Annotated in this window: 15 protein-coding genes and 1 tRNA gene; 3 read left to right on the top strand and 13 right to left on the bottom strand. The window is 71.3% G+C overall.

Going from position 1 to position 20,629, the window contains the following annotated elements:
* Positions 1-3 precede the first annotated feature (3 nt).
* Both ACFQUV_RS15400 and ACFQUV_RS15395 read right to left on the bottom strand, forming a co-directional pair.
* Positions 4-79 (bottom strand) — tRNA-Glu (locus ACFQUV_RS15400).
* 173 nt (positions 80-252) lie between these two features.
* Entirely contained in the window at positions 253-609 is a 357-nt protein-coding gene (locus tag ACFQUV_RS15395) for a hypothetical protein (RefSeq protein ID WP_111384876.1), read from the bottom strand.
* Here ACFQUV_RS15395 and ACFQUV_RS15390 point away from each other — a divergent pair.
* Positions 608-1,630 carry an RluA family pseudouridine synthase gene (locus ACFQUV_RS15390; RefSeq protein ID WP_244601467.1) on the top strand — a complete coding sequence of 341 codons (1,023 nt, stop codon included), beginning with the start codon at positions 608-610 and terminating at the stop codon, positions 1,628-1,630. The two genes, ACFQUV_RS15395 and ACFQUV_RS15390, sit on opposite strands and share 2 nt — an antisense overlap.
* 356 nt (positions 1,631-1,986) lie before the next feature.
* Entirely contained in the window at positions 1,987-2,901 is a 915-nt protein-coding gene (gene rpoH, locus ACFQUV_RS15385; RefSeq protein ID WP_111384874.1) for an RNA polymerase sigma factor RpoH, read from the top strand.
* Positions 2,902-3,098: 197 nt separating this feature from the next.
* On the opposite strand, the gene ACFQUV_RS15380 is transcribed toward rpoH, so the two are convergent.
* The 8 genes from ACFQUV_RS15380 to ACFQUV_RS15345 all read right to left on the bottom strand — a co-directional run bounded on the left by ACFQUV_RS15380 (position 3,099) and on the right by ACFQUV_RS15345 (position 16,106).
* Positions 3,099-4,928, bottom strand: a complete 1,830-nt coding sequence (locus tag ACFQUV_RS15380) for a hypothetical protein (protein WP_165363781.1) — start codon at positions 4,926-4,928, stop codon at positions 3,099-3,101.
* 36 nt (positions 4,929-4,964) lie between these two features.
* The gene (locus tag ACFQUV_RS15375; RefSeq protein WP_111388137.1) at positions 4,965-6,257 is read right to left on the bottom strand and encodes an adenylosuccinate synthase; all 1,293 of its coding nucleotides are present in this window, start codon (positions 6,255-6,257) and stop codon (positions 4,965-4,967) included.
* A gap of 488 nt (positions 6,258-6,745) precedes the next feature.
* Complete coding sequence (locus ACFQUV_RS15370) at positions 6,746-7,747, bottom strand: TorF family putative porin (RefSeq protein ID WP_129607895.1); 1,002 nt, start codon at positions 7,745-7,747, stop codon at positions 6,746-6,748.
* A 422-nt stretch (positions 7,748-8,169) separates the two neighbouring features.
* Positions 8,170-10,686 (bottom strand): malate synthase A, encoded by a 2,517-nt coding sequence (aceB, locus tag ACFQUV_RS15365; protein WP_129607894.1) that lies wholly within the window; start codon positions 10,684-10,686, stop codon positions 8,170-8,172.
* A 138-nt stretch (positions 10,687-10,824) separates the two neighbouring features.
* Complete coding sequence (locus tag ACFQUV_RS15360; RefSeq protein WP_207211373.1) at positions 10,825-11,388, bottom strand: hypothetical protein; 564 nt, start codon at positions 11,386-11,388, stop codon at positions 10,825-10,827.
* A gap of 536 nt (positions 11,389-11,924) precedes the next feature.
* Positions 11,925-13,271 carry a glycolate oxidase subunit GlcF gene (glcF, locus tag ACFQUV_RS15355; protein WP_129607892.1) on the bottom strand — a complete coding sequence of 449 codons (1,347 nt, stop codon included), beginning with the start codon at positions 13,269-13,271 and terminating at the stop codon, positions 11,925-11,927.
* An 8-nt stretch (positions 13,272-13,279) separates the two neighbouring features.
* Positions 13,280-14,515, bottom strand: a complete 1,236-nt coding sequence (locus tag ACFQUV_RS15350; protein ID WP_129607891.1) for an FAD-binding protein — start codon at positions 14,513-14,515, stop codon at positions 13,280-13,282.
* Between the two features lie 97 nt (positions 14,516-14,612).
* Entirely contained in the window at positions 14,613-16,106 is a 1,494-nt protein-coding gene (locus ACFQUV_RS15345) for an FAD-linked oxidase C-terminal domain-containing protein (protein ID WP_129607890.1), read from the bottom strand.
* 303 nt (positions 16,107-16,409) lie between these two features.
* Between ACFQUV_RS15345 and ACFQUV_RS15340 the strand changes: the two genes are divergently transcribed.
* Positions 16,410-17,240, top strand: a complete 831-nt coding sequence (locus tag ACFQUV_RS15340; RefSeq protein ID WP_111385725.1) for a universal stress protein — start codon at positions 16,410-16,412, stop codon at positions 17,238-17,240.
* 281 nt (positions 17,241-17,521) lie between these two features.
* On the opposite strand, the gene ACFQUV_RS15335 is transcribed toward ACFQUV_RS15340, so the two are convergent.
* The 3 genes from ACFQUV_RS15335 to ACFQUV_RS15325 form a co-directional block, all read right to left on the bottom strand.
* The gene (locus ACFQUV_RS15335; protein WP_165363780.1) at positions 17,522-17,875 is read right to left on the bottom strand and encodes a DUF6455 family protein; all 354 of its coding nucleotides are present in this window, start codon (positions 17,873-17,875) and stop codon (positions 17,522-17,524) included.
* 119 nt (positions 17,876-17,994) lie between these two features.
* Positions 17,995-18,660 carry a TetR/AcrR family transcriptional regulator gene (locus ACFQUV_RS15330; RefSeq protein WP_129607888.1) on the bottom strand — a complete coding sequence of 222 codons (666 nt, stop codon included), beginning with the start codon at positions 18,658-18,660 and terminating at the stop codon, positions 17,995-17,997.
* Positions 18,661-18,782: 122 nt separating this feature from the next.
* On the bottom strand, positions 18,783-20,468 hold the full coding sequence (locus tag ACFQUV_RS15325) for a thiamine pyrophosphate-binding protein (RefSeq protein ID WP_129607887.1): 1,686 nt from the start codon (positions 20,466-20,468) through the stop codon (positions 18,783-18,785).
* Positions 20,469-20,629: the final 161 nt, after the last annotated feature.

Here is a 20,629-nt window from a genome sequence, read left to right as displayed (position 1 = left end):
AGATGGCGCTCCCTAGGGGACTCGAACCCCTGTTTTCGCCGTGAGAGGGCGACGTCCTGGGCCGCTAGACGAAGGGAGCGTGCCGCGAGGACATAGCGTCGTTCGGAGCGGAGCGCAAGCGGCCTCGTGCGCCGCCCGATGCGACGGATTCCTCCGAGCCACTGGCCGCAGCACCGCGCGGCGGCCGACAGCGACCGAATCGGCCTGCGACCTGGAGAAAGCCGACCATCCGGACAGGCTCGCCCGCCCGCCTCACGGCTCCACCGCGAAGCGCAGGCGGCCGGCCGGCTTGAGGGTCTGGGCATCGAAGGTGCGCACCTCCAGCCCCTCGCCCGATTCGACCGTGACCACGATGCGGTCGCCCGCCACGGCGGTGGCCAGCACCCGGCCGCCCTTGGGCAGCACCACGGTCGCGGCGGCGTCGGAAACGCTTCCCCCGCTCTTCGAAACGCGGTAGCCCACGACTCCGAGGACGACGGCGATCCCGAGCAGGGTGGCGACGCCGGAGAGCGCCATCAGCAGCTTCACCCGCGCCATGAAGCGGGCCTGCTCGGGGTCGAGCGGCGTGTCGGCCGCAGGGGGCGTATCGGGAGACTGTGACGGGGCCATGATGGGAGAGGATCGCCGGATCGAGACGGTCGTCATCGCGGCTCCAGAGGCCGGCGACCGGCTCGACCGTGTGCTCGCCGCCCGCCTCACCGACTTCTCTCGCTCCCGCCTGAAGACCCTGATCATCGGCGGGCACGTCGCCATCGGCGACCGCACGATCCGCGATCCGGGGCAGCGCGTCAATGCGAACGACCGCGTCCATGTCACGGTGCCGCCTCCGGAACCGCCCGAGCCGCAGCCGGAGCCGATCGCCCTGTCGGTGGTCCACGAGGACGACGACCTGCTGGTCATCGACAAGCCCGCCGGCTTGGTGGTGCATCCGGCCGCCGGCCACTGGAGCGGCACGCTCGTCAACGCCCTGGTGGCCCATTGCGGCGACAGCCTGTCGGGGATCGGCGGGGTTCGCCGCCCCGGCATCGTCCATCGCCTCGACAAGGACACCACCGGCCTGATGGTGGTGGCGAAGAGCGACCGCGCTCACCGCTCCCTCGCCCGCCAGTTCGCCGACCACGGCCGCCGCGGGCCGCTGGAGCGCGGCTATCTGGCCTTCGTGTGGGGAGGGCCGGACCGGCCGCGCGGCGTCATCGACAAGCCGATCGGTCGCCATCCGCAGGCGCGCGACAAGATGTCCATCCAGGCGACCGGCCGCGAGGCGGTGACCCATTGGGAAACCGTCCAGACCTATCGCGGCAAGGCCGGCGAGCCGGTGGCGGCGCTGCTCGCCTGCCGATTGGAGACCGGCAGAACCCACCAGATTCGGGTGCATCTGGCGTCGATCGGCCATCCCCTGATCGGCGACCCGGTCTACGGCCCGGGCTTCCGCACCAAGGCGGCCCTGCTGCCGGCCGAGGCCCAGAGCGCCCTCGCGGCCCTTGGCAGGCAGGCCCTGCATGCCTATCTCCTGGGAATTCAGCATCCGAGCTCGAGGAAGGCCCTGGTCTTCCGCTCGGATCTGCCTGCCGACCTGGCCCGCCTGCACAAGGCGCTGGGTGGGGGAACAATCGACCTCGCCCGGCGTTGAGAGGGCGTGCGCCGCAGTTTCGGACGAGCCCACGCCACCACCGACACCCTGCCGCCAGCCGTCCCAAGGGGACGTGTTGCGCCGCGGACGCTCATGCCGCGGACCGACAACCCGTGGACAAATAGGCAGTGGCCGAGTGAACCGGCGCGGTGCGGAAGACGTCTTCCGTATGTCGATTGGTCACAGGCTCGTCACGCCACGGTGACGGCGCACCGAGTTTATCGAAACGACACACCCGTGTATGCTGCATCGCCCGATCGCGACGCGATCGTCAGCAGCAGGGCGTCGTCGGCTCCTGGAGCGGCGGCGCCGATTAGCCCGCCGCATCACGGGGGCACAACATGGAGGGCGCTGTCATGGCCCCAACCGCATCCATGCCGGTCGTTTCCGGCGAATCCGGCCTCGCCCGCTATCTCGAGGAAATCCGGCGGTTCCCGATGCTGGAGCCGCAGCAGGAATACATGCTGGCCAAGCGGTGGCGCGAGCACGGCGACCGCACCGCGGCCCAGCAGCTCGTCACCAGCCATCTGCGCCTCGTCGCCAAGATCGCCATGGGGTATCGCGGCTACGGCCTGCCGATCTCCGAGGTGATCTCCGAGGGCAATGTCGGCCTCATGCAGGCGGTGAAGCGATTCGAGCCCGACAAGGGCTTCCGCCTCGCCACCTATGCGATGTGGTGGATCAAGGCCGCCATCCAGGAGTATATCCTGCGCTCGTGGTCGCTGGTGAAGATGGGCACCACGGCCAACCAGAAGAAGCTGTTCTTCAACCTGCGCAAGGCCAAGAGCAAGATCTCGGCCCTGGAGGAAGGCGATCTGCGCCCCGACCAGGTGAAGATCATCGCCAAGCGCCTCGGCGTCGGCGAGCAGGACGTCATCGACATGAACCGCCGCCTCGGCGGCGACGCCTCGCTCAATGCGCCGATCCGCGACGACGGCGATTCGGGCGAGTGGCAGGACTGGCTGGTCGACGACAGCGACAGCCAGGAGACGCGCCTGGCCGAGAGCGAGGAGCTGGATAACCGCCGCAAGGCGCTGGCCGAGGCCATGGCGGTGCTCAACGATCGCGAGCGCCGTATCTTCCAGGCCCGCCGGCTGGCCGACGACCCGGTCACCCTGGAGGAGCTGGCGGAGGAGTTCGGCGTCTCGCGAGAGCGCGTTCGCCAGATCGAGGTGCGGGCCTTCGAGAAGGTCCAGAAGGCGGTGCGCAACCGCATCGCCGCCATGGAGCAGCCGTCGGCGGAGCGCGAGGCCGCATCGCCGGTTCACTGATCCGAGACCCGAGCCGTCGCCGGATGGCTGGCGGGTCGAGACGGTCTCGGCGCGCCCGCGGAGCACTGATCCTCCGGATTCGCGCTCCAGCGGGCGGTCGCCAGCCGCCGGCGTGATCGAGGCCGGGCTAGTCCTGGCCCGCGGCCGGACAGAGCGGACGGACAGACGAGCCGCGTCTGGCGCTCGGCTCCCGCCGCCTACTCGCCCCAGGCCGCGAAGGCGTCCGCGAAGGCGCGCTCGCCCGGCGTGCCCTTCTCGATCGCCATGATGGCGCGGCGGCCATTGCCATACACCACCGGCACGTCGAACCACGCCCGCTCCTTGAGGAGCTGGAGGTTGCGCTGCATGTCGGTCTCGCTCGACGACAGGCCGATCAGGAAGAAGCCGGTGGTCACCTTCACGGCCAGCCCGGCAAGCGGCACGCCGCGGGTCTGCTCGGCCTGCTTCATCAGGATGCCGGGGATGTTCGAGATGCCTTCATTGGGGAAGTTGGCCGGCAGCGTGAACATGATCTCGATGGTATGGCTCGCCGGCAGCGAGCGGTCGCTGTTGCGGCGGAGCGACCAGCGCACCGAGGCGTTGCGCTCCGGAATCTCGATGTCGGCCCGCACCACCATGTCCGGCGCCTGGCCGGGTGCCGCCGCCACCGTCTCGGTCCGCCATACGGCGGTGCCGACGAAGCGCTTGCCGCCCGGATCGGCCGGGTCTTCCTCGTAGAGCACCACCCGCTGGGCGACCGCCGGCACGTCCTGCTGCGGTCGCGCGCCGGGCAGCGGCTGCGAGCCGACCCGGTCGGTGATCTTGCCGCGGCTGCCGGAGTCCGCCGGTGCCGGGGCCGGCGCCGTGGCGACCGGCCGCGACGACGGACCGAACAGGCCGGACAGCGTCGGCCAGGCCCACCAGCCGAGACCGACCACGGCGAGCACCGCGACCAACGCCACCGCAGCCTTGACGAGGCCGCCACCGAGGGGAGCCCGCAGCGGCCGCCCGAGGTCGCCATCGGGGTGAGGAGGTAGCGGCTCGGGCTGGAGCGGAAACGGCCGCCCGCCCGACTGCTGGTGATGGTCGTGGTCGTCCAGATAAGGACGCACGCTCCCCTTGCCGGCGAAATCGAGATCGGCTGATTCGCCTCGGACCGGCTCGGTCGAGCGTGGCGCCCCCGACGGCGGCATGCCGGCCTCGCGACCGGGCGGCGCCTCCTTCACGGCCGCGTCGCGCCCGGCCGAAGATCGGCGCAGCGGCTCGCGCGAGAACGGCGGGTGCTCGCGGGTGAGCGGCGGCGGCTCGCGCCGCGGCCGCAGCGCCTCGGGCTCGACATGCGGCTCGATGCGGGTGCCGTCGCGGCTCGGCGCCGTGGCGGCGAACGCCTCGCGCGCCGTCTTGGACGCCTGCGCGGTGGCCTCGCCGAGGCTCTCGGCCTCGGCCAGCACGTCGCGGAAGCCCTTGAGGCCGCGGTCCGTCAGGGAGGCTCCAGGAAGGCGGCGCGGCGTCCGCGGCTCGCTCCCCGAGGCCACCGGCGACGCCGTGGCGGAACCAGAGAGGGCAGAACCGGCGCCCCGTTCCGGCGTGCCGGGTGGAGACGACGAATCGGCGGACGACGGGAGTGACGGGGATGTCGGGGGCACCGGCGTGGCCGGGCCGCCGGCGGCGCCCGGCGGGGTGCGGTCGGCCGTCTCCGGCGGAGACGAGCCGGACGCCGACGTCGACCCCGTCCCCGGCGCAGCAGCGCGGGACGCAGCGGACGATCGCTCGGACCACCGCTCCGCCGACGGCGATGTCCGCTCGCCGCGGCCGGCGGGCTGCTCGCTGCGCGCCTTGCGGGCCGCATCGGCCTCGACCCGGCGGATCGCCTCCTCCAGCGCCAGCCGCTCGCGGGTGATCTCCGACTCGCCGAGCGCCGGGGTGACGCCGCGAAGCTGCGTCACCAGCGCATTGCGGGCGCGCTCGTAGAGCGCCCGCCGCGCTTCCCCGGTGTTCTTGTCGAGGCCGGCGACCGCCTTGGCGATCAGTGGGTAGTAATCAGCCATCGGGTCCCAGTTCTCGGCGATCCTCGCCCCCGAGGGTCAGCTTTCGAACGGATTGTGGACCAGGATAGTGTCATCGCGTTCCGGGCTCGTCGAGAGCAGAGCGACCGGACAGCCCACCAATTCCTCGATCCATCGCACGTATTTCACCGCCTGGGCCGGCAGATCGGCCCACGAGCGAGCGCCCGCTGTCTTGTCCTTCCAGCCCGGGATGGTCTCGTAGACCGGCTCGACCTCGGCCTGGGCCCGTTCGCTCGCCGGAAGATAGTCGATGGGGCGGCCATCGAGGCGGTATCCGGTGCAGACCTTGATCTCGTCCAAGCCGTCGAGGATGTCGAGCTTGGTCAGCGCCAGGCCGTGGATGCCGGAGGTGCGCACCGTCTGGCGCACCAGCACGGCGTCGAACCAGCCGCAGCGCCGCCGCCGGCCCGTGATGGTGCCGAACTCACGGCCGCGATCGCCGATCAGCCGGCCGATGTCGTTGTCCTGCTCGGTCGGGAACGGCCCGGCGCCGACGCGCGTCGTGTACGCCTTGCAGATGCCGAGCACGTAGCCGACCGCCGAAGGACCGAGGCCGGAGCCGGTCGCCGCCTGGCCGGCCACCGTGTTGGACGAGGTGACGAACGGATAGGTGCCGTGGTCGATGTCGAGCAGCGCGCCCTGGGCGCCCTCGAACAGGATGCGCTTGCCGTCGCGCCGCACCTGGTCGAGCAGCACCCATACCGAGTCCATGTAGGGCAGCACCTCGGGGGCGACGGCGGCGAGCTCGTCGTAGATCGCCTTGGGGTCGTACTCGGGCAGGCCGAGGCCGCGGCGCAGCGCGTTGTGGTGCACCAGCAGGCGCTCGATCTTGGGCGGCAGCGACTCGAGGTCGGCCAGATCCATCAGGCGAATGGCGCGGCGGCCGACCTTGTCCTCGTAGGCCGGGCCGATGCCGCGCTTGGTGGTGCCGAGCCGCGTCGCGGCGCTCGCCGCCGCCTCGCGGTTGGCGTCGAGTTCCTGGTGCAGCGACAGGATGAGCGAGGTGTTCTCGGCGATCCGCAGCGTGTCGGGCGAGAGCGGCACGCCCTGTCCCTTGAGCCGGCCGATCTCCTCGACAAGGGCGCGCGGATCGAGCACCACGCCGTTGCCGATCACCGACAGCTTCCCGCGCACCACCCCGGACGGCAGCAGCGACATCTTGTAGGTGGCGCCGTCGATCACCAGCGTGTGGCCGGCATTGTGGCCGCCCTGGAATCGCACCACCACGTCGGCCTGCTCGGAGAGCCAGTCGACGATCTTGCCCTTGCCCTCGTCGCCCCACTGGGAGCCGACGACCACGACGTTCGCCATGTCTGCCTTCTGTCCTTCGGGCCGGGCCGCCGCGCCCGGGACGGGCGCCACGACCGCGGCGTGTTCCTCGACCACCCGGCTGCACCGGGTCGTCCGTCGTCCTTCGGCCGCGCGGCGGCCATCAAACCGCGCAGCGGCCATCACCGGCCGCATCGACCTCGCCGGGGTTGGTATCACAGATCTGTCGCGGAAGCCGGCGGAAGACGGCATGCGCGGGCGGGCCGGGCTGCCCCCCGACCGAATTCTCCGAAAGAATCCTGCCGCCGGCGCGAGTCTGAACCGCCGTGCCCCGGTGTAGCGCCGCCGCACGGGGGAGTCGAGGGGGGAACCGACCCGGGCGCCGGCCCGAGGGCGGGGTCGCCACTGCGGACCGGGCTGCGTCCGCGCCGGCTCCGGCCGTTCCGTCGCCGGCGATCGAGGCGCCCCGAACGCGGAACGGGCGGCACCCGAAGGCACCGCCCGCCGGCAAACATCCGTGGAGGCACGGATCACTTGATGTTGGCACCGTAGGTCAGGTCGGCCTTCAGCGAGATCACGTACTGCTGGCCGCACCACTTGGAGCCGAGGCCACTCGGGTTGATGGTCGAAATGTTGGCCGGGCTGTAGGTGGAGTTGAAGTCGCTGGTGATGGCGTTGCACTGCCCTTCCGACAGGTCGGTGTCGTAGTAGCGCAGATCGACGGTGAACACCTTGTAGGTCAGGCCGATGCCGACGTTCCAGGTGGTGTAGTCGGGCAGGCGGGTGTTGAAGTAGAACCCGTCGGTGGTGCCGAGCCAGTAGCGGCCGACCTCGCCCGAGAGATACAGGCCGTAGCCGGTCGGCAGCCAGTTGCTGGGGGCCGTCAGCTTGACGTTGCCCGACAGGTACTTGGCGTCGAAGCCGAAATTGAGCCAGTCCTGATCGTAGTAGAACGCCACGCCGGCCGCGATGTTGTCGGTGAAGGTGTAGCTGGCCTTGGCGTAGTATTCGAGGAAGCTCAGGTCCTTCTTGATGACGTTGCCGCCGCCGGCGCCACCGACGATGAGGTTCCACTGATCGGCATTGAGGTTGCCGTTGAGCGCGCACTCGCCGGGAACCGAGGCGTTGTAGCAGGTGCCACCCGGATAGTAGTAATACCAAATGCCAAAATCGAGGGCGAGCTTGCCGAAGGTCGGGCGAATGCCGCCGTAGATGTCGATCTCGCCGCGGGCGCGATTGGCGAAGTCGACGTTCCACCCGGCGACGCCGGCGTAGAGCTGAAGCATGTCGTTGACGTTGTAACGCGGCTCGAAATAGACGTTCACGGCCGGGCCGCGATTGGTCTGCGAGATGCCGCGGAAGTTATAGTCCGAGTAGACGCCGGCGCCGAACGCCAGGTCCCACGGATTGACCGGCGCGGGCGCGGCCAGAACCGGAGCCTTCACCGCCATGTCGGCCGCCTGGGCGGCGGTCACCAGTGCCGATCCGGCGACGAGCGTGGCGGCCAGCGTGGCCAGAGTGATCGTCTTCATCAGAGCCCCCTTCCCCTCGCGAGACGCGCCGAGCGGCGGCGCTCGCCTGTACCCATTCACTGGGCCGTCGCCCCCCGACGGCGGCAGTTCGTGGTTCATAAACTCATAAGGGCCCGCTGCGTCGCAAGGTCATTCGCGCGGCAATTGCCGCCTTCTTAGGCAACCCAAATAGGTTTAAGGGGGAAGTTGCATTTCTGCCACAATGGGGCCGCACCCGACCCACCGCCCCGGATTAATGCGATGCTATGGCCTCTGAACCGCTACGGATGACCGTCATGCCGAGCGATCGAGACGCCCGACTCTCCGGTATAAAAGCCATATAAAAAAAGCCCCCTCCGGATAGAGGGGGCTTTAAGGGTTTGTTAACGAGCCGGCCACGGCAGCCGCCGGGCGACCAGCAGCCGCCCGCGGCCCTGCTGCCGTCAGACGATCAGCTTGTAGGCCGGCACCGTGAGGAAGTCCTCGAAGGTCGGCGCCAGCGTCAGGCGGCGGAACAGATCGATCGCCTCGGGGAAGCGGCCGGCGTCGTAGACCTCGGCGCCCAGCTCGTCCCGCACCCGCTCCATCTCCTCGCCGAGCGCCCGCTCGAAGAACTCCGGCGTCGCCTTGACGCCGTTGTCGAGCTCGGCCCCGTATTGGAGCCACTGCCAGATCTGCGCCCGGGAGATCTCGGCGGTCGCCGCGTCCTCCATCAGGTTGTAGATCGGCACGGCGCCGCGGCCGCGCAGCCACGCCTCGACGTACTGCACCCCGACCCGGATGTTGAGGCGGAAGCCCTCCTCGGTCTTGGTGCCCTCGTGGATGCGCAGAAGATCGGCTTGCCCGACCGTGACGTCGTCGCGCTGGCGGTCGACCTGGTTGGGCTGTGGCATCAGCCGGTCGAACACCTCCTTGGCGACCGGCACGAGGTCCGGATGCGCCACCCAGGTTCCGTCGTGGCCGTCCTTGACCTCGCGTTCCTTGTCGGCCCGCACCTTGGCGAAGGCCGCCTCGTTGGCCTCCGGGTTGCCCTTGATCGGAATCTGGGCCGCCATGCCACCCATCGCGAAGGCACGCCGGCGGTGGCAGGTCTTGATCAGCAGCGTCGCATAGGCGCCGAGGAACGCCTTGCCCATCACCACCTGGCCGCGATCGGGCAGCACGTAGTCGGGGCGCCGGGCGAACTTCTTGATGAACGAGAAGATGTAGTCCCAGCGCCCGGCATTGAGCCCGGCGATGTGGTCGCGCAGCTCGTACAGAATCTCGTCCATCTCGAACGCCGCCGGCAGCGTCTCGATCAGCACCGTCACCTTGATGGTGCCGCGCGGCAGGCCGAGCTTCTCCTGGGCGTAGAGGAACACGTCGTTCCACAGCCGCGCCTCAAGATGGGACTCGAGCTTCGGGATGTAGAAGTACGGCCCGGTGCCGCGCGCCACGAGCGTCTTGGCGTTGTGGAAGAAGTAGAGGCCGAAATCGAACAGCGACCCGGAGATCGGCTCGCCGTCGACGGTCAGATGCTCCTCCACCAGATGCCAGCCCCGCGGCCGGACGATCAGCACCGCCGGCTTGTCGCCGATCGCGTAGCGCTTGCCCGAGGTCTCGTCGGTGAAGTCGATCTTGTCCTCGAAGCGGTCGCGCAGATTGAGTTGGCCCTCGATGTTGTTGGACCAGGTCGGGGCGTTGGCGTCCTCGAAGTCCGCCATGAAATGCGTCGCGCCCGAGTTGAGGGCGTTGACGATCATCTTGCGGTCGACCGGCCCGGTGATCTCCACCCGGCGGTCCTGCAAGTCGGCCGGGATCGGCGCCACCGTCCAGTCGCCCTCGCGCACCTCGCGGGTCTCGGGCAGGAAGTCGGGCAGCTCGCCGGCGTCGAAGCGGGCCTGCCGCTCGGCGCGGGCGGCCAACAGCTCGCGGCGACGCCCGTCGAAGCGGCGATGCAGCTCGGCCACGAAGGCGAGCGCACCGGGCGACAGGATCTCCGGATAGCGCGGCCCCATGCGGCCCTTGATCACCACGCCGGGCGGCGTGGCGGCGCGGCCGCGCGGCCGCTCGCTGCGCGGCTTCACCGACGGACGCAGGGCCGACGCCGAACGCGGCGCCGGCTTCAGAGCCGCCGCGGCGGCGTCCGCGACGGTGGCGACGACGCGGCGGACCGCCCGCTTGACGCGGCCGGCGGCGCGCTCGCGAGCGAGCTCGAAGGGGCCGAGCCCGACGGTCTTGCCGCCGGAGACGGCCTTGCCGCGGGAGACGGTCTTGCCGCCGGGCTGGGCCGGGCGCGTCGCCGCGGGCTTGCCCGCCGCAGGCTTGCGTGTCGCGGCCTTGGCCGCAGGCTTGCGGGACGCGGCCTTGGCCGCGGGCTTGCCCGCCACCGCCTTGCCGCGGGTCGCGGCCGGGCGTGACGGCGTCGACGCCGCAGACTTGCGGGTGGACGACGTCGCTGCGGGCGACCTGGACTTCGCCGACTTCGCTGCGGACGACTTCGGCTTCGCCGACTTCACCGCAGGCGACTTCACCGCAGGCGACTTCGCCGCAGGCGACTTGGACTTGGCCGCGGGCGACTTCGACGCCCCCGACTTGCGGGCGAGCGACTTCGCCGCAGGCGACGTCGGCCTAGCCGACTTGGACGCCGCGGACCTCGCTGGCTTCGGTTTGGCGGCCGCCGATTTCGTCGTCCGCGACGTCACCGGCTTCGCCTTGCGGGATGCGGCGGCCGGCGCCTTGGACGAAGCAGCCTTGCGGGCGCTCCGTCCGGTGGCGCCGGACGCAGTCTTGGCCGGCTTGCCGGCTCGGCTCCCCGCCGCCTTTGCGGCGCCCGTCTTGCTGGTGGCGCTTGCCGCGGCGGCGCCCGTCTTGGGCTTCCGCGGCTCGGACGCGGGGGCGCCCTTCGCCTGCCTGGCGCTCGCCTGCCTGGCGCTCTTGGCGCCCGTCTTCTTCTTGGTACGGGGTGCCTTGCCGACCATGGGACCTCTTCACACTGGTCTTTGCCTTACCGGCCCGGTTGTTCGATCTCGTCGGTCACCGCGTGGGGGCGCGGGATGCGACGGGGGGTGGCGCCGCGTCCGACGTTCCGGCGAAGCCGGACGGCGGCAGCAGCGTGATCAGGACGCGCCTGGTGCCGACTCGCCGGAGGACTCGCCGGCCGTGTCGGCGGGCGCAGTGGGAACCTCGGGCGCCGAGGCGGGCGCGGTGGCACGCTTGCGCGGTGCGGCCGGCTTGCGGGCGGTGCCACGGGCCGACGCCGCGGCGCGACGGGTCGTCGCCTTGCGGGCAGCCGGCTTGCGCGCCGTGGCGGTCTTCTTGGCGGCCGGCTTGCGCGCCGTGGTGGCCTTCTTGGCGGCCGGCTTGCGCGCCGTGGCGGTCTTCTTGGCGGCGGCGGGCTTGCGCGCCGTGGTGGCCTTCTTGGCGGCGGCCGGCTTGCGCGCCGTCGTCTTCTTCGCGGCGGTGGCGGCCTTGCGGGCGCCGGCCGGCTTGCGGGCCGTGGTGGCGCGCGACTTCGCCGTCGACTTCGTCGCCGACTTGGCGGTCGACCGGGTCGTCGACTTGGCCGCCGTGCGGGCGCGGCTCGGCGCCGCCGTCTTGGCCGCCGGCTTCTTCGTCGCAGCCTTCTTGGCCGCCGGCTTCTTCGCCTTCGTCGCGGTCGCTTTCTTCGCTGTCTTCGCCATGCTGGGTTCTCCGATCCTGGGCTGAGCTCGACGTCACGCCGAGGCCATGAGAGCCGGGCCCGGGCCGGTCCGCGGACCGGAGGGACCGACGACGGACGCACACGACGCGATGGACGAACGGGCGGCGCTCCTCGCGGTCACACCGTGCTCGACCATTCCCCGCTGCTCCATGACCTTCGGCGCTGATCCCCGGCCGCTGGTGTCGATGCCTTCGCTCGACCGGCACGACCGAGATTGCGAAGCCCGCGGCGATCGGAGGGAGTGAACCGACGATGTCGGCGACGATCGCTCAGGGCGCAGTCTTCTCGATAATCACGATCTTGCGCTTGCGCAACCGATTCGCCAACTCCGGCACCGTGTTTCGCGATGTTGGTCGTGCTTCGCACATGATCGACGACCGGAATGCTCGTCGCCACGCACTCACATGCGCAGTGCAACACAGCGACATGGAGGACACGCGAACGCGGCGAGCCGGCGCGCGAAACGCCGCGAGCACGGCGCGAACGAGGCCGCTCCACCGTGCCGCCGTGGTTCCGTCACGTCGCCGCCACCGCAGGCGTGCGCACCTCGCGCGGGCTGGCGTCGAGATGCGTGCAGGCCGCCGGCACCGGGCCGCCCGTCGCCCAGTCGATCAGCTCGATCGGATGCAGCACCGGCCGCGCGGTGCCAGCGGCGATCTGAGTGATGCAGCCGATATTGGCGGCCGCGATCACGTCGGCTCCCACCGCCTCCAGGTTGGCAATCTTGCGGTCGCGCAGGCGGCCGGCGAGCTCCGGCTGAAGGATGTTGTAGACGCCGGCGGAGCCGCAGCAGAGATGCCCTTCGGCGGCGTCGCGCACGACGAAACCGAGCCGTGCCAGCACCTCCTTGGGCTGCCGGACGATCCTCTGACCGTGCTGCAACGAGCACGGCGCCTGGTAGGCGACCGTCACGGCCGGCACCGGCCGACCGCGGAGATCGTCGAGCCCATAGAGGAACTCGCCGATGTCCCGCACCGCCGCGGCGACCCGCGCGGCCGGTGCCGCGAAGGCCGGATCGGTGCGCAGCATGAAGCCGTAGTCCTTCATCGTGGTGCCGCAGCCCGAGGCGGTCGACAGGATCGCGTCCAGGCCGGCGCCGTCGAGCTCCGCCGCGAAGGCGGTGACATTGGCGCGCGCCGAAGCCAGCGCCCGCGCCTCGTCGCCCATGTGATGGGTGAGCGAGCCGCAGCAGCCCTCGCCGGCCGGCATCACCACCTCGTAACCATGTCGCGTCAAAACCCGGACCGCCGCCGCGTTGATCTCCGGCGACAGCACCCGCTGGACGCAGCCCGACAGCAGGGCGACGCGGCCGCGGCGCACGCCCTCGGCCGCGACGACGCGACCCGACGCGGCCGGTGCCGACAGCGGCCGCGTCGGCGCGAGACGCAACATCGCGGCGAACGGCGCCAGGCCGAGCCGCTCCATGAGCGGCGCCAGCGGCCGCGCCAGCACCGCCCCGCGGCTGGCGAGGCGGAACAGTGACGGGTTGGGGATGACGCGGACCAGGAGCCCGCGCAGGAGCCGCTGGTGCCACGGGCGCCGATAGGTCTCCTCCACATGCACGCGAGCGTGGTCGACGAGGTGCATGTAATGCACACCGGACGGACACGTCGTCATGCAGGACAGACAGGAGAGGCAGCGATCGAGATGCTTCACCTCCTCGACGGCGGCCGGCCGGTCGGCCTCCAGCATGTCCTTGATCAGGTAGATGCGGCCGCGCGGGGAATCGAGCTCGTCGCCGAGCAGCACATAGGTCGGGCAGGTCGCCGTGCAGAAGCCGCAATGGACGCAGGCGCGGAGGATCTTGTCGGCCTCCGCGATGGCCGGATCGGCGAGCCGGGCGAGGGAGAACTCGGTCTTCATGGCACCCCCTAGACACCCGCCCACAGGCGTCCGGACCCGAGCACACCCTGCGGGTCGAAACTCTCCTTGACGCGACGGGTGAGCGCCGCGAGCGCCGCCGGCTGCGGCTCGAACACGTCGACGACGGCCCGCACCGCGGCCGGCGCCCGCACCAGCGTCGCGTGGCCGCCGCAGCGCGCGACGGCGCCGCGCACCACCGCGGCTCCGGCATCGGGCGAAGGCGGCAGCGCCACCCAGACGAGCCCGCCGGCCCAGTCGAAGAGAATGCGCGCGTCGCACGCCGACGCGATGGCGGCCGCCAACGCGGCCCCGCGCGACGGCGCCGTCGAGACCCGCCACACCGGGCTCGCCGCGGCGTCGCCGCCCTCGCTCGCCGCGAACGGCGTCACGTCGCGGATCGACCGCCACAGCGTCCGCGACGCTCCGGCGTCGAGATCCGCGCAGCTCCCGTGCGGAGCGAGCAGCGACAGCAGGCTCTCGCGCCGGTGCGCCACCGAGGGAGCGACACCTTCGAGACGTAGCGCCGTCACGGCGACACCGCCGGGCAGCGCCGCGACCCCGGCGGCGGCGGCCACCGCGGCCGGCAGATGCGCCGCGCCCGACACCTCGAAGGGCGACCCCATGGCGGCCGCCATGGCGGCGACGGCCTGCTCGGGCACGAGCCCGAGCACCAGCACGCTCGCCTCGGTCTGCGGCCGCGGCAGCGTCTTGATGGTGATGTCGGTCATCGCCGCGAGCGTGCCGAACGAGCCGGCCAGCAGCTTCGGCAGGTCGTAGCCGGTGACGTTCTTGACCACGCGGCCACCCGCCTTGAAGGTCTCGCCGCGTCCCGAGACCGCCGTGAAGCCGAGAACATGGTCGCGCGCCGCGCCCGCCTTGAGGCGGCGCGGTCCCGACAGGTTGGTGGCGACGACGCCGCCGAGCGTGCCGGCTCCCGGTGGCTGGCCGAGCAGCGGGCCGAGATCCATCGGCTCGAAGGCGAGCGCCTGGCCGGCGGCCTCGACCAGCGCTTCGATCTCGGCGATCGGTGTCGCGGCCCGCGCCGACAACACCAGCTCGGTCGGCTCGTACAGGGTGACGCCCGACAGGGCGGCGAGATCGAGGGTCGCGTCGGTCTGGGCCGGGCGGCCGAAGGCCCGCTTCGATCCGTGCCCGACGATCTCCAGGGTCTTGCCGGCGCCGAGCGCCCAGCGCACCGCCGCCTCGACCTCGCCGGCGTCGCGCGGCGCGAGCGTGTCGGTCATCGGAGCCCTCCACTCGCGCACCGTCTGAGCGCCGCGACGAGCCCGGTCACGGCGATGCAGGGAGCCTGTCGCATGTCGAAACGATCCGTCGGACCCATCAGAACCTCGGGATGTCGGGGAACGCCAGGCGGCCGCCGGAGACGTGCATGCGGCCCAGCTCGGCGCACGAGCTGAGCACCGGGAAGACCTTGCCAGGGTTGAGCAGCCCCTTCTGGTCGAAGGCGCATTTGAGCCGCTGCTGGTGGGCGAGATCGATGTCCGAGAACATCGTCGGCATCAGGTCGCGCTTCTCGACCCCGACGCCGTGCTCGCCGGTGAGGACGCCGCCCACCTCGACGCACAGCCGCAGGATGTCGGCCCCGAACGCCTCGGCCCGCTCCAGCTCGCCCGGCTGGTTGGCGTCGTAGAGGATGAGCGGATGCAGGTTGCCGTCGCCGGCGTGGAACACGTTGGCGCAGCGCAGCCCGTACTGGGCCGACAGCGCGCGGGTGCGCTGCAACACATAGGGCAGCTTGGCGCGCGGGATGGTGCCGTCCATGCAGTAGTAGTCGGGCGAGATGCGGCCGACCGCCGGGAACGCCGCCTTGCGGCCGGCCCAGAACAAGAGCCGCTCCTCCTCCGAGGTCGACACCCGCAGCGTCAGCGCGCCGCAGTCGCGGGCGATGCCCGACACCTGCTCGATCAGGTGGTCGCACTCGACCCGCGGCCCGTCGAGTTCGACGATCAGGATCGCCTCGACGGCGAGCGGATAGCCGGCATGGACGAATTGCTCCACCGCCTCGGTGGCGAGCCGGTCCATCATCTCCATGCCGCCCGGGATGATGCCGGCCGCGATGATGCGCCCGACACAGTCGCCGGCCGCCTCGGTGGAGCCGAAGCCGACCAGCATGGCGCGCGCCGTCTCGGGCTTTTGCAGGATGCGGACCGTCACCTCGGTGACGACGCCGAGCAGCCCCTCCGAGCCGGTGACGATGCCGAGCAGATCGTAGCCGCCGGCATCGAGGTGGGCGCCGCCGAGCCGCACCACCTCGCCGGTCATCAGCACCAGCTCGCAGCCCAGCACGTTGTTGGTGGTCAGCCCGTACTTCAGGCAGTGCACGCCGCCGGAGTTCTCGGCGATGTTGCCGCCGATCGTGCAGGCGATCTGCGACGACGGGTCGGGCGCATAATAGAAGCCGGCATGCTCCACCGCCTTGGTGACGGCGAGGTTGGTCACCCCCGGCTCGACCACGGCGACGCGGTCGGCGAAGTCGATGGAGCGCACCCGGTTGAACTTCGCCATGCCGAGCAGCACGCCGTCGCCGAGCGGCAACGCGCCGCCCGACAGCGAGGTCCCGGCCCCGCGCGGCACCACCTTGACGCCGGCGTCGTGACAGTAGCGCAGCACCTGTGAGACCTGCTCGGTGGTGCTCGGCAGCACCACGACGAGCGGCAGCTGGCGATACGCGGTGAGGCCGTCGGACTCGTAGGGCCGCATCTCGCGCTCGGTGGCGATCACGCCTTCGCCCGGCACGATGCGGCGAAGCGCCGCGACGATCTCGTCGCGCCGTGCCAGCACGGCGTCCTCGCGCGGCGGCATCGTCACGCTCATCGGACGCTCCTCCCTGATGGTCGCCGGCCCATCGCGTCGCGCGTGCCGGTCTGTTGTTGTCGTTGTTCTAGCGCGGGACGCGGCGCGCCGTAAGGGCGTCGACGCAGCGGCCGGGATCGCATCGCGGCGACCGGGCGCCGCAGGCGCGTCCCGCGACCAGACGCCGGCGATGCTTGAGCGGACCGCCACCGCGTCCTAGGCTTTGACCGTCGTCAACATCCACCCCTCACCACCCTCTAGTTTGGACTGGCCATAAGGAACGTCGGCCGGAGCCCTCCGGCGGCGCTCTTCGGGAGTGACATCATGATCAAGGATATCGTCGTGAACCTGGCGCTGGTCGGGACACACGATCCGGCGGCCTCTTACGCGGTCTCGATCGCCCAGACCTTCGGGGCGAACCTGACCGGCGTCGTCTTCGTCTACGACCCGGTGATCTCTCCGAGCATCATGGACGGCGTCTCGGCCGAATGGATCGACGCCCAGCGGGCCGAGAGCGAGACGATGGCCAAGACAGCGATCGAGCGGTTCGAGCGGGCGGCATCACTGGCCGGCGTCCAGGCCGGCCATCGCATCATCGAGGCGACGCTGGGCGGCGCCACCGACCTGTTCGGCCGCATGGCGCGGCGCTTCGACCTCGCCGTGGTCGGCCAGCGCCAGCCCGACCGGATGTCGCCGGCCGACCTGTTCGCCGAAGGCGCGCTGTTCGAGTCGGGCCGCCCGGTCATGATGGTGCCGTACATCCAGACGAGCGGGCTGCGCCTCGACCGGGTGCTCGTGTGCTGGGACGGCAGCCGCACCGCCGCCCGAGCCATGGGCGACGCCATGCCGTTCCTGACCCGCGCCAAGCAGGTCGACGTGGTGATCGTCGCCACCGGACGGGCCAAGAGCGACGAGATCCCGGGCGCCGATGTCGGCCACCACCTCGCCCGCCACGGCATCAAGGTCGAGGTCAAGCGCATCGTCGCCGAGGATGTCGACGTACCGAACACCATCCTGTCCTATGCGGCCGACGTGTCGGGCGACCTCATCGTGATGGGAGGCTACGGCCACTCGCGGCTGCGCGAGTTCGTGCTCGGCGGGGCGACGCGCGGCATTCTCGCCTCGATGACGGTGCCGGTGCTGATGTCGCATTGAGCGGACGTCGGTCCCCCTCACGATCGCGTGCCCGGACGAGGCCCGCACGCCACCGGCCTGATGGGCCGCGGAGCTGCGCCTGCCGATTGTTTCGGCGCGCTGCCCCCTGGCGCCCATGGTCCCGTGGCGCCGGTGGGTCCCATGGCGCCATGGGTCCCGGCCCGCGCGAACGCGCGTCCGGGACACGGGCGCATGGCGCCACGTGGCCGGTTGGTTTCAGGCCTTCATAAGCGAATGCCCGGCGCGAGGGCCGGGCATGTCGGGGGCTCGCGGTTGGCGCCTCAATGCACCGTATGACGGCGCGGCGGCAGCACCGCCTGGTCGAGCGCGAGGCCGTCGAGGCGCTCCGCATAGGGACAGAAGGCCGGCGCCCGGCTGACCGAGACGGGCGCGCGGGCCAGCCAGTTGCTGCACACCTCGGCGGACCGACAGACCTGGCAGGAGCGGATGACGCTGCCGAGCGTCCGCCCGAAATAGCTGTCCACCTCGTCGTCGCACTCGATGCCGAGCCGCTCCATCATCTCGCCGATATTGGCGGAAAATCGGTCGAACCTATCGAAATCGCGCATCGTCGTCTCCGCCATGCCGGCGACAACCGGGCCGACATCGCGCAGGACCTTGAAAGATCCGGACACCACCGTCCTTGATCTGGAACAAGGGGCAATTTGATCTGGAGCAAACCCCGTCACCCGACCGTCGTATGCGGGTTGTCCTATGCGGGTATCGCCCGGGGCCACGCCCCGTGAGGACGCCGTCAGGCGGCGTCGCCCGCCGGCCACGGCGCCTGGACGACGAGGCCGCGCGCCCGGGCGTCGACCACACCGAGCGCCCGCAGCGCCAGCAGCACCATGGCCTGGACGGCGTCCTTCTGATGGGCGAGGTCGCCGGTGTCGGCGGCCGAGGGGGCGATCAGCGCCTCCATCAGGGCGCCCAGGATGGCGTCGGCGGCGATGCGGGCATCCTGCTCGGGCAGCCGGCCGGTCGCGATGGCGGCCCGGATGCGGTCCTCCAGGACCGCCGCCACGGCCCGGCGAGCCGCCCGGCGCTGCGCCTCGTTGTCGGGCTCGATCGGCTCGCCCAGCACGGCGAACACCAGGCGGCGCTGGCGCAGCGCCCGCCCCGCCAGGGCGGTCATCGCGGCGGCGAGCCCCGACAGCGGCCCCGGCGCGGCCGCCGCGGCCTTCGTCATCGCGGCGATCTCCTGCTCGCAGACCTGCGCCAGCAGCGCCGCCACCAGATCGGCCTTGGCCGGAAAGTAGCGATAGACCGTGCCGGCCGCGATGCCGGCGCGCTCGGCCACCGGGACGATCTGCACCCCGGCGAGCCCCTCCGCGGCGGCGACCGTGCGGGCCGCCGCGAGAATATCGTCGCGGCGCGCGGCCAGGCGCTCGATGACTCGTTCGGTGCGTCGATAAGGCATGATGGTGGCCGCCGGACAAGCGATGAGTCGTGATTCACGACACTGCCGCGCCGCCGGCCGGGGCGCAAGTGCGGGCCGCCGCGGAGGCCCGCACTGTCGCGACCGGGGTGGCGTCGTCCGTCTCAGCCCTCGGACTCGGACAGCGCCTTCTGGCGGATCGCCGACAGCGTGGTGGTCGGGGTGATCGCCTCGGGATCGATGCGCAGATGCAGGATCGCCGGCAGGCCCGACGCCTGCGCGGCCGCGAAGGCCGGTGCAAAGTCCGCGGTGCGCTCGACCAGCGCCCCGAAGCCGCCGAACGCCCGCGCATAGGCGACGAAGTCGGGATTGCGCAGCGTCGTCGCCGAGATGCGGCCCGGATACTCGCGCTCCTGATGCATCCGGATGGTGCCGTAGATGCCGTTGTCGCAGACCAGAACGACGATCGGCAGGCCGTACTGCACGGCGGTGGCGAACTCCTGACCGTTCATCAGGAAGTCGCCGTCGCCGTTGATCGACACCACGGTGCGCTCCGGATGCAGCCGCTTCATGGCGACGGCGGCCGGCACCGCATAGCCCATGGAGCCGGAGATCGGCGCCACCTGGGTGGCGAAGCGACGGAAGCGATAGAACCGATGAATCCAACCGGCGTAGTTGCCGGCCCCGTTGGTGATCACCGCGTCGGGCGGCAGGGTCTCGCGCAGCCACGTCATGATCTCGCCGAGATTGACGCCGCCCGGCACCGCCGTCGGACGGTCCGTCCAGGCGCGATAGTCCGCATGGGCGAGGGCCGCCTCACCGGCCCAGGGCAGATCCGGCAGCGGCGCCAGCGCCGCGGCGGCGCGCGCGAAGGCGACCGGCGCCGCATGGATGGCGAGGTGCGGCCGGTAGACCCGGCCGAGCTCCTCGGCGCCCGGATGGACGTGCACGAAGGTCATCTGCGGGCCGGGGATGTCGATCAGGCTGTAGCCCTGCGACGGCAATTCGCCGAGCCGGCCGCCGACCAGCAGCACCAGGTCGGCCGCCTTGATGCGGGCGAGGAGCTTCGGGTTGGGGCCGATGCCGAGGTCGCCGGCGTAGCAGGGATGCTGCGCGTCGAACAGGTGGGCCCGGCGGAACGTGGTGGCGACCGGCAGGCCGAAGCGGGTCGCGAAGGCCGCGATGGCGGCGTGCCCGTCCTCCGACCAGCGGCTGCCGCCGAGCAGCAGCACCGGCCGCTTCGCGCCGGCGAGCAGATCGCGCAGCGCCGCCAGATCGGTCTCGCCGGGCGCGGTCTCGACCGGGTGGAACGGCGGCGCCGGCGGCGCCTCGATGCGCTCGGTCAGCACGTCCTGCGGCAGCGCCACCACGACCGGACCGGGCCGGCCCGAGGTCGCCACATAGAAGGCGCGCGACACCAGCTCGGGCATGCGGGCGGGATCGTCGATCTCCACCACCCATTTGGCCATGCCGCCGAACATCGCCCGGTAATCGACCTCCTGGAAGGCGTCGCGCCCGCGCATGTCGCGCCCGACCTGGCCGATGAACAGGATCATCGGGCTGGAATCCTGCTGGGCGATGTGGACGCCCGGCGCCGCATTGGTGGCCCCCGGCCCGCGGGTGACGAAGCAGACGCCGGGCCGCCCGGTGGCCTTGCCGATCGCCTCCGCCATCATGGCGGCGCCCCCCTCTTGGCGGCACACCGTGACGGCGAGATCGCGATCGTGGAAGGCGTCGAGCACCGCGAGATAGCTCTCGCCGGGGACACAGAAGACGTGCCGCACCGCGTTGACGAGAAGCTGGTCGACCAGCGCCTCGGCGGCGGTGCGCAGATTGCCTTGCGGACGCATGCGTGTGATTCCGGATTTCGGGCGGCACCCACCGGCTAGGGCCGGGCCGCGAAACGAGCCTCCATGGCCACGACGACGAGCGGCCGGCGGGCATGCGGCGATCATTCGGAGCCCACGAACCCTGTCAATAGCCGCCGCCGCAGATGAACCGGCCGCCACCA

The organism is Rhodoplanes sp. P11 (assembly GCF_964266735.1).
GTDB classification, from domain to species: domain Bacteria; phylum Pseudomonadota; class Alphaproteobacteria; order Rhizobiales; family Xanthobacteraceae; genus Rhodoplanes; species Rhodoplanes serenus.
Note: the sequence above shows the minus strand (reverse complement) of the source record. Positions and strands in the feature narration are given on the sequence as shown.

Excerpts from the sequence above, each read along its gene's own strand:
- ACFQUV_RS15350 (WP_129607891.1), bottom strand. The coding sequence starts at position 14,515 with ATGACCGACACGCTCGCGCCGCGCGACGCCGGCGAGGTCGAGGCGGCG.
- ACFQUV_RS15370 (WP_129607895.1), bottom strand. The coding sequence starts at position 7,747 with ATGAAGACGATCACTCTGGCCACGCTGGCCGCCACGCTCGTCGCCGGA.
- ACFQUV_RS15360 (WP_207211373.1), bottom strand. The coding sequence starts at position 11,388 with ATGGCGAAGACAGCGAAGAAAGCGACCGCGACGAAGGCGAAGAAGCCG.
- glcF (WP_129607892.1), bottom strand. The coding sequence starts at position 13,271 with ATGAAGACCGAGTTCTCCCTCGCCCGGCTCGCCGATCCGGCCATCGCG.
- ACFQUV_RS15395 (WP_111384876.1), bottom strand. The coding sequence starts at position 609 with ATGGCCCCGTCACAGTCTCCCGATACGCCCCCTGCGGCCGACACGCCG.
- ACFQUV_RS15375 (WP_111388137.1), bottom strand. The coding sequence starts at position 6,257 with ATGGCGAACGTCGTGGTCGTCGGCTCCCAGTGGGGCGACGAGGGCAAG.
- ACFQUV_RS15390 (WP_244601467.1), top strand. The coding sequence starts at position 608 with ATGATGGGAGAGGATCGCCGGATCGAGACGGTCGTCATCGCGGCTCCA.
- ACFQUV_RS15330 (WP_129607888.1), bottom strand. The coding sequence starts at position 18,660 with ATGCCTTATCGACGCACCGAACGAGTCATCGAGCGCCTGGCCGCGCGC.
- rpoH (WP_111384874.1), top strand. The coding sequence starts at position 1,987 with ATGGCCCCAACCGCATCCATGCCGGTCGTTTCCGGCGAATCCGGCCTC.
- ACFQUV_RS15345 (WP_129607890.1), bottom strand. The coding sequence starts at position 16,106 with ATGAGCGTGACGATGCCGCCGCGCGAGGACGCCGTGCTGGCACGGCGC.
- aceB (WP_129607894.1), bottom strand. The coding sequence starts at position 10,686 with ATGGTCGGCAAGGCACCCCGTACCAAGAAGAAGACGGGCGCCAAGAGC.
- ACFQUV_RS15325 (WP_129607887.1), bottom strand. The coding sequence starts at position 20,468 with ATGCGTCCGCAAGGCAATCTGCGCACCGCCGCCGAGGCGCTGGTCGAC.
- ACFQUV_RS15380 (WP_165363781.1), bottom strand. The coding sequence starts at position 4,928 with ATGGCTGATTACTACCCACTGATCGCCAAGGCGGTCGCCGGCCTCGAC.
- ACFQUV_RS15340 (WP_111385725.1), top strand. The coding sequence starts at position 16,410 with ATGATCAAGGATATCGTCGTGAACCTGGCGCTGGTCGGGACACACGAT.